10 protein-coding genes and 1 pseudogene are annotated in these 13253 nt (G+C 42.0%); 4 read left to right on the top strand and 7 right to left on the bottom strand.

Translation table 11 applies throughout. The annotated features are described in order from the left end of the window. Positions 1-1273: trigger factor (tig, locus tag ACX0G9_RS30740; RefSeq protein ID WP_459068826.1), on the bottom strand; the 1273-nt coding region annotated here is incomplete at its 3' end. Positions 1274-1551: 278 nt separating this feature from the next. Here tig and ACX0G9_RS30745 point away from each other — a divergent pair. Further along, on the top strand, positions 1552-4149 hold the full coding sequence (locus ACX0G9_RS30745; RefSeq protein WP_459068827.1) for a TonB-dependent receptor: 2598 nt from the start codon (positions 1552-1554) through the stop codon (positions 4147-4149). 16 nt (positions 4150-4165) lie between these two features. Here ACX0G9_RS30745 and ACX0G9_RS30750 read toward each other — a convergent pair whose 3' ends face one another. Continuing rightward, a complete protein-coding gene (locus ACX0G9_RS30750; protein WP_459068828.1) occupies positions 4166-5605 on the bottom strand; it encodes an AAA family ATPase in 1440 nt (479 codons plus the stop codon). A gap of 285 nt (positions 5606-5890) precedes the next feature. Here ACX0G9_RS30750 and ACX0G9_RS30755 point away from each other — a divergent pair, with 285 nt between their 5' ends. Genes ACX0G9_RS30755 through ACX0G9_RS30765 form a run of 3 tightly spaced genes read left to right on the top strand, consistent with a single transcriptional unit; the run spans position 5891 to position 7317 of the window. Then, positions 5891-6394 carry an RNA polymerase sigma factor gene (locus ACX0G9_RS30755; protein WP_459068829.1) on the top strand — a complete coding sequence of 168 codons (504 nt, stop codon included), beginning with the start codon at positions 5891-5893 and terminating at the stop codon, positions 6392-6394. Further along, positions 6387-6644 carry a hypothetical protein gene (locus tag ACX0G9_RS30760; RefSeq protein WP_459068830.1) on the top strand — a complete coding sequence of 86 codons (258 nt, stop codon included), beginning with the start codon at positions 6387-6389 and terminating at the stop codon, positions 6642-6644. The genes ACX0G9_RS30755 and ACX0G9_RS30760 overlap by 8 nt, the downstream gene beginning before the upstream one ends. A 1-nt stretch (position 6645) precedes the next feature. Further along, positions 6646-7317 (top strand): ClpP family protease, encoded by a 672-nt coding sequence (locus tag ACX0G9_RS30765; RefSeq protein ID WP_459068831.1) that lies wholly within the window; start codon positions 6646-6648, stop codon positions 7315-7317. 20 nt (positions 7318-7337) lie between these two features. Here the strand turns inward: ACX0G9_RS30765 and ACX0G9_RS30770 are convergent, their stop codons facing one another. The 5 genes and pseudogenes from ACX0G9_RS30770 to ACX0G9_RS30790 form a co-directional block, all read right to left on the bottom strand. Beyond that, entirely contained in the window at positions 7338-8090 is a 753-nt protein-coding gene (locus tag ACX0G9_RS30770) for a LytR/AlgR family response regulator transcription factor (RefSeq protein WP_459068832.1), read from the bottom strand. A 74-nt stretch (positions 8091-8164) separates the two neighbouring features. Further along, positions 8165-11170 carry a sensor histidine kinase gene (locus tag ACX0G9_RS30775; protein ID WP_459068835.1) on the bottom strand — a complete coding sequence of 1002 codons (3006 nt, stop codon included), beginning with the start codon at positions 11168-11170 and terminating at the stop codon, positions 8165-8167. 351 nt (positions 11171-11521) lie between these two features. Then, a pseudogene (locus ACX0G9_RS30780) lies at positions 11522-11824 on the bottom strand (two-component regulator propeller domain-containing protein); the annotation flags it as partial. A 120-nt stretch (positions 11825-11944) separates the two neighbouring features. Further along, complete coding sequence (locus ACX0G9_RS30785; protein WP_459068833.1) at positions 11945-12514, bottom strand: cupin domain-containing protein; 570 nt, start codon at positions 12512-12514, stop codon at positions 11945-11947. A 78-nt stretch (positions 12515-12592) separates the two neighbouring features. Then, the gene (locus ACX0G9_RS30790) at positions 12593-13081 is read right to left on the bottom strand and encodes a hypothetical protein (protein ID WP_459068834.1); all 489 of its coding nucleotides are present in this window, start codon (positions 13079-13081) and stop codon (positions 12593-12595) included. Between the last annotated feature and the right edge of the window lie 172 nt (positions 13082-13253).

The raw sequence follows: 13253 nt of genomic DNA on the forward strand, positions 1-13253 counted from the left end.
TCTGGATCCGGTGAGACGTATCTTCCACGAATTTACGGTCCTGCATCATACGCTGTACGTAATCTGCAATCCAGGGTTGATCCTCGCTGCCGGAGATCTGGCCGCCCATATAACCCAGCAACTGCTGTTTGGCAAATGCACGGATATCATCAGGGGTGGCTTCGATACCATTTTCGGAGGTGATCTTATCGATGATCAGGGTCCATTTCAATTGATTGACAAAAGAAGGGAATTCCTGCTCCACTTCCGCCTGGGTTTTGGGTTTTTCTCCACCGGTCTGCAACCAGCGTTTGAGAAAAGCTTCCGGGAACTCTATATTCGTATGTTCCAGAATTTCGTGGTAAAGAGTATGCTGCAGCTGGTTGCGGCTTTGACCATCCCAATAGGCCTGGATCTCTTCCTTGATCGTACTACGGAGTTCTTCAATGGTTTTGATCTCCTTATTAGGGTAGACTGCCTTGAAAAATTCTTCGTTCAGTTCTGATTTTTCCACAAAACCGACCTTGGTGATCAGCGCCCTGAAATACTTATCTGCTGCGGTTGGATCGTGTTTGTCAAGACCCAGATCGCCCAGGATATATTCTCTTTCTTTTTCGTCAAAAACTTCTGAAAGACGGATAACCAGGGAATCGTCCTTTTTCAGGCCGATCCATTTCGGGCGGCTGGCTTCATTAAAATATTTTACCAGGAGTGAATTGTCCTTGGTAATACCGCCTTCAACGGGAATGCCTGCAGCATCCGTCTCGGTAAAGGTCAGGTTAAGTACATTTTCATCCCCATCCACTTTCTCCGGCTCCGTCATTTTGCCATTCCGGACGCGAAGGCGCTCCAGTTCCTCATCGATCATGACTTCTGTCACGTCTACTTTAAAACGGGTCAGTTTTGCACTGGCCAGATCGGCCAGGTTAAAGGCGGGCTTCAGTCCAATCTCGAAGGCAAAGGAATAATCATCCGGTTTGCTGATATCGATCTGTCGGGCATCATTCTCCGGCAGGGGGAGAGGCTGTGCGAAGATCTCTAACTTTTCGCCTGTCATATAAGTGGTCAGTTCCTTTTCCACGGTCCGAAGCACCTCATCGGTGAATACGGAGTTGCCGTACATTTTTTTGATCAGACCGGCAGGTACCATTCCTTTACGGAAACCGGGAATATTTGCTTGTTTACCATAATTTTTCAATGCTTTTTCAAAAGACGGCAGATAATCGTTCTTCGCTATCTGAACGGTGATCTTGTCAGTCAAAAGCCCAATATTCTCCCTGGTTACTGTTGCCATAATATGATGTTTTTTTAATCGGGCTGCAAAGGTAGGATAATTTTAGCTTTTCGAGGGCATGCAACCGGGGATTTGACTTTTTTGGAGAAGAAAGGAAAAAGACCGGGTAGAAAATGCATCCGATTGCAGGTTTGGCCATGGTAAAAAAGTATAGTAAATAGATAAGAAGAGCAAATCTTCGTTAAGCAAATGCAAAAACTGCCGAAATAGCTGTTTTTTAGCAGTTTAGCTAAGGCCGTTTTGTCTATATTCTAATCTTCCGGAAGTATTTTTGTCCAATGAAGGCTCGATTTACCCCTGCCAGACCAGCGGCGCAACCGTTTAAAAAGACCTGTGCATATAAGCTTCCCAACCGCTATAATTCGCTTAACTTTTGTAAGCGGTTTGTTTTTCTGGTATCGATCATGACCCTGAACGGGCTCCTGAACTCCGGGAGAGTATTTGCCGGAAATAGTCCGGCAAGTCGGGCAGAGAACAATCCGGCAAAGAATAATCCGGCAGAAAACAATAAGCCTGGCCTAAGCAATAATGGTATCATTACGGGCAATGTCCTGGAAGACAATACCGGCAAACCGGTACCCGACGCGACCGTTGCCCTGATTTGCCTGACCGATCCTGCCAAAGGACAATTTACTATGACCAAGGCCAACGGAGACTTTACCTTTAATAACCTGGATTATGGCATCTATCAGTTAAAAATATCCGCAGTTGGATTTTCGCCTCTTGCCATCGATAGCATTCGTCTACGGGTAGAACGTTCGGATTTTAACCTGAATGATCTTAAACTGTCCCCCAAAAATGCCGAACTGGAACAGGTTGTAGTATATGCGGAAAAACCGTTGGTACAGAGCAAGGGGGGAAATATAACGTTTAATGTGGCGGAATCGGCCCTGAGTGCCTCCTCCAACGCCAATGAATTATTGAGGAATGTACCGCTGGTGACCAAAGATCCCAACGGGAATCTGCTGGTGCGCGGCAAACAGCCGAAAGTATTGATCGATGATAAACCCGTCGATCTGAACGCACAGCAATTGCAGGATTTCCTGGATGGATTGCCGGGCAACCTGGTGGAAAAAATCGAAGTAATGACCAATCCTCCGCCTCAATATGCCAATGAAGAAGGCGGTGTTATCAATATCATCACCCGTAAAGGAAAGATCGGAATCGGCGGCCGTCTCAGCATTTACGGTGGTACCCGGGGAGAAGCCGGCGTGAATACGAATCTCAATTACCGGGATAAACGGCTGGCCATTAATTTCAGTGCAGGAGAAGGATATAATCTTTATAAAGGAGATGGTTATTCCAACAGGCAGAATATCTACCCGGACTCCACGAATTATTTTAATTCCGCTTATTCCTATAAGAACCGGAATACCCGCCCTAATGGCCGTCTGAGCGTCGATTACGACCTGGATAAGAATAACTCGCTGAATGCAGTGCTGCAGTATAATCAAAATGATTTCCGTAACCGTTCCGTAAACGATTATACGCAGCTCGATCGGCACCAGGTGATCGGTCAGCTCAGCACCAGAAGCCTGTTAAGCACGGGGCAAAATCTGAACCCCAATGTCAGCTTCACCTTTAAACACAGGGGTAGTCTTCCGGGAGAACAGTTACAGGTGATCGGGTCCTATAACTATTCACGCAACCGGAACGAACGCAATTTTTACCAGCAGTTCCTGAATCCCGATCATACACCGAACGGATTGGATTCAACCCAGATCCAGGAGAATAACAGCCGCAATACCGGGTTTAATATGCGGGTAAATTATGACCGGCCTGTTTTTGGTGGTAAAACATTTCTCTCCGTAGGGGCTTTTTATAATTACAGCAACAACCCCGTGGATCTGACCACCCGTTTTCTGCAAAAGCCGGACAGCATTTTTGTGATCGACCCCCGGCTGAGCAATGACCTTCGTTTCGTGCAAACGATCACCAATTTCCGCGGTTCTGTCCGTCAGACCCTGGCTGAAGGACTTAATCTGCTGGTTGGAACCTCGCTGGCGCAGACCTCCGTGAAGTTTAATCTGTATGCGGCCAATAAAAATACTTCCAATACGTACTGGAACTGGCTGCCCTTTGCCAACCTGAGCAAGACCTGGCAGAATCAGTGGAGCGCTACCCTGATCTACCGGCGCACCGTTCGCCGGCCGGGCATCGATGAACTCAACCCCAGCATCGATTATTCCGATCCGTATAATATCCGTTTTGGCAACCCCGATCTCCAGGCTTCCCTGTCCCATAACTTTGAAATGAACATCGGCAAATCGAATAATAAATATTACCTGAACTACAGTCTTGGTTTCAACAAGGTGCAGGATATCTTCAGCCAGATCCAGACCCTGTTACCCAACGGAACTACTCAAACCACGTTTGAAAATATCAGCAACCGTTCGGAATATTCGACCAGCACCTGGTCGGGTTATACTTTCTCCCGGGCTTTCCGGATCAACATGGGCGCCAGCTATAGCTATAATCAATACAGCCTGTTCGACAGGGTCACCAATAATTATCATGACGGCGGCTCGCTGTATTCCAATTTTAATCTCAATTATTCTCCGGGAAGGCTCTGGAACCTGAACGGTGGTATGGTATATAACCGCTATGCCAATCCGCAAGGGACGGTATCCAGCTCCGTCAATATGAACATGAGTATCCAGCGGAAATTCTTTGATAAGAAATTTATCGTGAACCTGGCAATAACAGATCCTTTTATCCAGCAGAACAATACCAGCCGTACACAGGGAACACAGTTTAACCTGGAAAGTTACAGCTCAACCCGGACCCGGAATTTCCGGCTGACCCTGAGTTATGATCTGAACCGTACCATCGATGCCGGAAAGAATAAATTGTTGAAGGCAGCACACCGTAAATGATTGGGTGGCGCTACAATTATTGTCTGAATAAAACATCCATCGTCAGGCTGTTTTGAACAAGGTCTTCAGCATATTGATTTTCATTGATACCATATGTTGTTATCATAGTTATGAAAAGCGTTTTATCCGGCTTTACTTTTTGGGTAAATACATCGAGCTTTTGTTGCAACGTCGTTGCGTATGATTTATCAATGGTGAATTTTTTGTTATAGAATTTCATTTCACATAAATTAATGATTCTGTCTTTCCGGTCAATGATTAAATCAATTTGCGCGCCTTTCTCCTTGCTTCCTTTTGCCGGAATAAAGCGCCAGGCGGATTGTTCAGCTCTTACTTTTATTTTTAATCCTTCTTTAATCTGGTCAACATGTTTCAGGCAAACTGCTTCAAAGGCGATACCGCACCAGATAGCGTAGGTTGGCTCCTGGCTTATCAGTGCCCATTCATCTTTTCCACCCGGCTTTTGCTTATCCATGAACTTCAGGTAGAAGATAGAAAATTCATCAATCAGCCTGTATATTGCATCATTCGATATCTTATCATAGGGAATGGTTTGCTGGATGAAGCCGGATTTCTCCAATTCATCCAGCATAATAGTTGTTCTTCCGCCTGAGCTAAGGCTGCATTCCTCTATGATTTGTTGTCTTGTCAATCCTTTCCCATTTGCTGCAAGTGCTCTCACCACCTTTATATGATTATCTGCCATTTCAAAAAGCGAACTGTAAAGATTTTCAAATTCACTGGTAAGCAAACCCTGTTTGGCAAAGCAGGTTCTTTCAATTACCTGCACCACACTTTTATCCTTTCCTACTGTATTCAAGTAATGGGGTATACCACCAAAGGCCATATAAATCTGTAGTACCTGGTAACGATCCAGTTTACTGCCCATACTTCTTAGATAGGCTTCTGTTTCAGCCAGTGTAAAAGGATCCAATGGCATTTTTTCAGTAATTCGGTTATGCAGTCCTCCTCTATTGTTTAGAATTTTGCGAGATATCCATGATGCCGCTGAACCGCAAATCACTACCATTAAATCAGGTTGCTGTACAGCCCAGGAATTCCAAAAATGCTCAAACGCAGAAAGGAAGCCTGATTTGCGCCCATCCAGCCATGGGAACTCATCAAAAAAAACTACTGATTTTTTCTTTTCATGATTACCTGCCAGATATATCCTGAGTGCATCGAAAGCCTCGATCCAGTTATCAGGTGGCTTTAATGCCAGTGTAGATCCATTCGCTTTTTGCAGGGCTAGGCTAAACTGTTGTAGTTGTTCTTTTAGTGTTGCCTGGTGCATTCCGGTTAGGCCAAAGACGATATTGTTTTTTAAATATGTCTGGATAAGATACGTTTTGCCTACACGCCGGCGGCCATAGATGGCCAGTAAATCTGCTCTTTTTGATTTGAGCAGTTCATCAAGGGTTTCTTTTTCTTTATCTCTGCCTATAACAATATTCATAGGCGTAAAGATAAGATTTTGGCCACTTATAATAAACTATATCCGGCCAGAAGTTGGTTTTTAAAATACGGTTTTGGCCACTTATAATAAGTTATATCCCGCCAAAACTGGTCTTTTTGCATGGGTTTTGGCGGGATATAGAAGGTTATATCAGGAGACTTTGAAGTTGGATTAGGATCTAAGCTTTCTAAAAAAAAGTGGTAAAAAGGCATGTTGCGCCCAAATTTTTTTCTTTTCCGGGTGATCTTCTTACCTTTTTAGACACTTATTAAAAAGATACTTGCAATGGCCAAACAATTAGAGGACCCTATCATCAGTCTGTATAGGAATGGTTTCCCCGACTTCGCACGAATGATCCGGCGTATGGGTGGAAACCTCGAAGAGGCGAAAGACGCCTTTCATGATGCTTTGCTGATCTATATGGAAAAGGAAAGAGTGGGAAAGCTACGTCTTCATTCCACGCCAAAGGCTTACCTGCTGGGCACGGCAAAAATCTGCTGGCTGCATGCACGAGGCATGGGGGCGATGCTGGCGCTGCCCGAAGGGTTTGAAGCGGCGGAGCCGGAGGATACAGACACAGAAGGAAGGGAGAAAAGCTTGATGGAGTCCCTTGTGAGGAGCGGGAAAAAATGCATGGAACTTTTAAAGGCATTTTATTATGATAATTGCTCTATGCAGGACATCGCAGCGCGATTTGGCTTTAACGGAAGGAGATCGGCCACCGTCCAGAAATACAAGTGCCTGGAAAAGGTGCGGGAGGAAATAAAATCAACTCAGGCTTATGCGTAGTGAGCTCAACGAGGTATCCCTGATCGACCAATGGCTGTTCGGGCATCTCTGTGAAGAAGAAGCGGGGGCATTTGAAGCCAGGCTCCTGCTGGATGAAGCGCTCGCCGAAAAGGTGGAGGCACAGCGCACGGCTCACCGAATGGTCCGTCGGTATGCCCGGAGGGAAGCATGTAACAGACTCGAGCGCATCTATCGGCGCCTGCTCACGGAAACGGATTTTGCCCACCAATTAAAAACAATATTCACCTGATATGATCATCCCAACCGTCATCGATAGCGCGACCCGGGGAGCCTACGATATTTATAGCCTGCTGCTGAAAGAGCGGATTGTTTACCTGGGAACTGCGATTGACGAAAACGTGACCAACCTCATCGTAGCACAGCTGCTATACCTGGACAGCGAGAATAACAATTCCATCATGCTTTATCTGAATAGCCCGGGCGGTATCGTTTATGGCGGCTTTGCCATCTACGATACCATGCGGAAGCTGAAGTCCCCGGTTTCCACTGTGGCGATGGGCTTTTGCGGCAGCATGAGTACATTCCTGCTGACGGCGGGACAGAAGGGACAGCGCTATGCACTACCTCATGCAACCATCCACATGCATCCAACCGGCGGTGGAACAAGAGGATACACCGAAGACGTACGAATCGCGTATAAGGAACAGGAGAGGTTGCAGAACCAGATCTTCTACCTGATGGGAAAGTTTTCCGGCCACAGCCGCGAGGAAATAGAAGAGCTTTTCCGCCGCGACCGGTTTATGAATTCCGTGGAGGCCCGGCAGTACGGCTTTATCGACGAGATTTTGGGAGATACCGATGATCTTATCGCCCTGGATGAGACCCAAACCAAAATTCATTTTCAGGCACCGGGGAAGGACAGGGAGAGCATTGGGTTTAAGCAGCATTCGGCGAAATCTTAATGGGGTCTGCTAAAATTACCTTAAAAACCATAACCAATTATTTTCAAAAATTCATCTTTCTTTCTCCTTGATACATCAAGGGTGGCGCCATTTTTCATCAGTACCTGGCCACCATCGCCCTTTAGGTATTTTTCTATGCAATTGGTATTAATAATATGAGAGTGGTGTATGCGGATAAAAATTGAGGAGGGCAACAGTTCTTCATAATCCTTCAACGTTTTTGCAACGATTATTTTTTTATTATTTTTCAAATAAAAATTGGTGTAATTGCTGGCAGCCTCTAAGTAAATGATATCCTGGGTTTCTACAAACTGTAAACCCTCCATACTCGGTATTGCAATGCGCTGATGTTCTTTTTCTTTATTGATTAAATTATGCAGCAATGTTTCCAGGGCCATATTGCCGGTGTTTTTTTTCCTTTTTTCCGATGCTCTTTCCACCGCTGATTGTAAGTCGGCTATTTCTACTGGTTTTACCAAATAGTCCAATGCGCTGTATTTAATGGCTTTGATGGCGTAGTGATCATAAGCGGTTATAAATATTATTTCAAAATTATGTTGCTTTAGTTGCTGCAGCATGGTAAAACCATTCATTCGTGGCATCTCTACATCTAAGAAAATTACATCCGGTTTATTTTCTTCAATGCTTTTAATTCCTTCCTCGCCATTTTCACATTCCGCAATAACAGTTACTTCCGGGCAATGATTAACCAGTTTCTGCTGCAATGCATTGCGGCTGCTTTTTTCGTCGTCTATGATTATTGCTCTCAGCATATTGAATATTTTAATGTCCCTTTTTTTAATGGCCTGACTAACCCACGTTTACCTAAAGTGTCATTTAAGCTTTGTCAGGATTGATTCAGCAATTCCAATTCCACTCTTGTACCCAAAGGTGTATTATAACTATCCAGCAGGTCAGTTATTTTTATTGCGCCGTTTTTATTTTGATTAAAAAGATTGATACGGTCATTGGTTATTTGCATACCCATCGATTGATGAGATGCCCTGTTGATTTCGTTATAAATCGCAGATTTTGCCCTACCCACACCGTTATCCTCAATGCGGTAACAAATACAATTTTCTCCTGCAAATACATCAATTATCAGTTTTTTATCAGCATCAATTTTATTAAGCAGGCCATGGTGAATGGCATTTTCAACAAAGGGCTGTATCACTAATGGGGGTACTTTATAATCGCCGTTTACTATTTCATCATCAATACTTATTGTGTAACTAAATTTTTTGTCGTAGCGAAACTCTTCCAGTTCTATGTACAGTTTAAGGGTTTCCATATCCTTCCAGCAGGGCACCAAATTTGTTTTGGATGTTTCCAAAACAGAGCGTATCAGTTTGGCAAATTTGGATAAATACAGCGTGGCTTTATCTTTCTCACTATTCTGGATAAGGTTGTCAATTGAATTGAGGCAGTTGAAAATAAAGTGAGGATTCATCTGGCTCCGCAGCGCTTCTAATTTTGCGGCTGTCAGTTTTTCGTTGATGCCCAAGATCTCCATTTTTGTTTGCAGCATGGATTGTTCTGATTCTATCGAGTTAATTTTATTGGCCATCAGTGTGGCAATGGTGCTTAACACCTGTACGTGCTGCTGCGTAAAAAAATCTATTTTGTCGTGCTCACTGTCAATCACACCAACCAGGTTATCATTATAAATAATTGGAACAGTTATTTCGCTGCACCTTTTCATTTTGTCTACCCGGTAGCGTGGGTCTTTGGAAGTATCCGGTATTAAAACTGTTTCTTTAGCCTGCATTACATAGCCCACCACTCCTTGCCCTGGGCTGGCATCAAAAAAATGTTTTTCAATTTCTTCAATAGAACCTTTGGGGCCATAACCAGCCCGCTGTATCATTTTAGTTTTATCGCTGTTCCATAAATAGATCATGCAATCCTCAAAACCCAGTCTGCCAATTAAATTTTTCGCCACATCCCATAACACGGCATCCACGGTACTTTTATCAATTAATGACGAAGAAAAATAATTAATTATCTGCTCCAGCTCTAATTTATTTTTGTATTGTTCTGCATTCATTTGTTGCACTTTCAGCTTTTCAGCCGCCACAGCCTTAATACTTTTTATGCGCCATTTTATAAATCCGTATAACAGTAACAGGATACCAAAAGCAACCAAAGAAATGAACCACCATGTTTGCCAAAATGGGGGCATAATATAAAAATGAAAATTTGCCTGCTGCGGGTAAAAACCGCCGTTCTCTCTTTTAGCTTTTATCTTAAAAGTATATTCGCCTGGCGGCAATTTTGAATAACGGATACTATGTTGTTTTCCGAAAAATACCCAATCCCTTTCCAGACCTTGCAGCATATAATAATACTCCACAGCGCCTGGGGAAATAAAATCCAATACTGAGAAGTTAAATGTAAAAGCATTTTTTGTGTAGTTGAACTTTTGCTGACTATTTAACGGATCATTTGCCACAGTAATAGTATCATTCACAAAAATAGCATCAATCATTACCGGATAATTATAGGAAGCGGTGATGACAGAAGGATTAAAACAAATAAAATTATTGTCGGTTACTGAGGCAATTTTTCCATCTTGCGTCACTACAATACTTTGCTGAAATTTTGAATAAGGCAACCCGGTCTGCTGATTATATAGTCGTTTCCAGGTACCACCAGCACTTATATGGCCAATACCATTAATGGTAGTAAACCATGCGCCTCCTTTTTCATCCACCGCCACACTGTATACATTATCATCAGGCAGGCCAGAAAATATATCATAGGTGGTAAAGCCCTTATCGGGTCTAAGGGATGTTTGATATTTTGCCAGTCCGCCTTCAAATGTCGCCACCCAAATATCTCCTTTACCATCAGGTACAATTTCATTTATGATGTAAGAATGCAGGGCAGTTTTACTTTTATTATTTGTTTTGATAAACTTAAATTTATTATTATAAAAATTATACCTGATCAATCCATAACCTGATGTGCCGATCCACATACAATTATTCTGCACATCTGAAACCAGGCAACGGGTCGCATTCAGGCCAATATCATCTTTCAACGGCACCCATATTTTTCGGGTTTTGGGCGTATAGACAAATAATTCGTTGCGTATGTTAGTAATCCAGTAATTACCTGCGGCATCTATAGCCATTGAGGTAACAATCGTTTTATTATAAGGCGATGGGAGCATAATCTTATCCCACTTGTTAAACCTGTAATTATATGATAGTAATGAACCGGTGGACAGCATAAAAATGGAATCTGCATTACGGGAGTAAAATGCATAACAGGTATCATGGCTATAAGCAGCCGGCTTTTGCAGATTACTTATTATTCCTGCTTTATTATCCACCACAAAAATTGTATTATCCTTCCACGAGGTAATAAGCCATTGATCAACCGACTGGTGATACATAAAATTTTTGAGGGTAAGGTCAGGTTGAACAGAAAGATTGTTTGGAAAGGAAAGGTGCAGGTTATTATTTAAGACAGGAATGAATTTACTGACGCCATTCATGGTGCCAACCCAGGTAATATGCTGACTGTCTTTGTAAATGCAATTTACTTTTCCCGGCAATAAATCATTTTCTTTACCTGCAGTTCCAGCTAAAAAATACAGCACTTCATTCTTTTCGTTAATGGCTGCCAGGCCTTCTTTTGCCGGAACAAAGACTAGTTTTTCATCCTGGCTATATGGTGGAATAAATTTTCCTGTGTGCTTATTTCTTTGTAATGAAACAGCCGTCATTTCTTTTTTTGAAGGGTCAAAGCAGTATAATTTACTTTCCTGGTCAGCACAAAAAAGTTTATTAAACTGTTCATCAAAATAAAAAAATGTAATATAACTTAATGGTATGGCGGCCTGCAATGTAAAGGCGCCTGTTTGTTTATTAAAACTGAAAATACCATCCGTTGTGGCTAACCAAAGCTCTGTGGCCGATTTTGGAAGTATACGAAAAATGGAATGATACCCCGAATTAATTTCAATATTATTTTTGCCGAGGTGCTCTCTGAAATTGTAATAATGAAATATTTTTTTTAACGGATTATAACGGCAAAAATCTTTTGCATCTGCCGCTATCCAGATACTGGTATCATTGTCAGGATAAGCATCCCATATAAAATCGCTGGGAATGCTATTATCGTTTATGGAATCTCCCGGCAAAAAAACTTCCGTTGTATCTGCAGCTACATCAATACGGTTTAATCCTTTTCTGGTACATACCCATATATTGCCCTTTGCATCCTGCTCTACATCAGTAATAAAGCCGTTAGATAAATAATTTTTTTTATACAATGAAGGTTTATAAATTTTCCAGCTATTACCGTTATACAGATTCAGCCCGCTTTCGGTGCCAATCCACATATAACCGGTTTTATCTTTGTAAAAACAGGTGACAGTGTTGTTGCTTAAACCGTCTTTTTCTGTAAGGTTATTAAAATAAGCCTGTTGCTGTGCGTTTACAGTTTGTCCTAAAAATGTAAAAAAGATAAATAATGTAACACTTGAGTAAATCCTCATTATTTAAAGTTAATTCAGATTATAAAGTTGAATCTCCTTCATATATTTACATTATAATATTACGAAAGAATTTGGAATGCACCCATAATGAAAATGCTTCCAGGGTTAGCTTCTAACTACTTACTTCATAATTTCTAAGGGCGTTCCCACTATCTCCATTTCATTATCCGTGAAAATTTTCGCCATCTCTTGTTTGGTTGGTTCGTGATCTAAAGCTGCTAACGTTACAAAAAATTGTTCCATTTTTCCTGCCGGCTGAAATATAACTTCCATTTTGCCAAGTGCAGAAACCTGCGTCCAGGCATGTGGAGTTTTTTGTGGTAAAAAAATAGAGTCACCTGCGGATAAATGAAATTCATCATCGCCTACTTTAAAAAAATAGTTACCCTCTAATACATAAAATATTTCGTTTTGAAAATGATGCACGTGTAATGGAGTTCCCTTTCCTTGCGAAAGAGAGGTTTGCTCAAAGATAGCTATTCCTCCGTTTGAATCGCTGCCTGAAATTTTTAAATCCAGCACATTGGCATTTACCCCTTTTAATTTTATGTGGCCATGTTTCCTTCCTTCGCCGGCCGGCACTTTAAATCCTTTATCCATACTCATACCTATATTTTTATTTTTCGGGAATAGATGTAAAGGTGTGGCGATTGCCGCAATGATCGCTGTAATAAATTGGTTTCGGTTCATACATAATTTTTTTAATCAAGCCAAGTGTTCGTTGCCTGCCTTGCAACAAGCCGGGAAGAGCAGGACGGAAATTTTTTTCTACTTTATTTTTATTCTAAAAAATCCATCTTTTACCTCCACCATTTTAGCAGTGCCTGATGTAGTGGCTGTAAAATAAAATGTACCTTCTGCCCAACCAGTAGCAACCTTTGTAATTTCCATTTCGCCTTTTTTTGTGATGGCAAGGCCGATGCCGGGAAAAGAAATATCTACTGCTTCCCCTTCACCAAGTGCTATTTTTTTACCGGCAACCAAATATTGATTATTGTACGGCAGGCCAATATATTCATCATGGTAATATCCAATTATCCTTGACGCTGCTTTAGGCGGCATAAGAGAAGAGGCTTTCCAGTCTTTACCATTTAGTTTGGCAGTCATCATCCAGCCGCCTTCTGCAGCCTGCATAGTGCCAGGCTTAATTGTAGTGATTGCGGCCTGAGTTTCCTTCGCTTGTGATATGGCACTGTTCTGACTATTACAGGAGGTGACGATAAAAATTGTGATCAATGAATAAAGTAAATGCTTCATACTTTTTTTTGTTTAAAGAATGCTTATGAAAAAAATTGCCTGTACTTATACTGAATAATTTTACGGACTCCACATTTTAATTTTTAATATTTTTTATCACTATTGTCCGACTAAAGTCGGGGTTTAAAAATAAAAAGGGCAGCTCCGAAGAACCGCCCAATGGTTAATTTTG

It is taken from the genome of Flavitalea flava, from assembly GCF_054461575.1.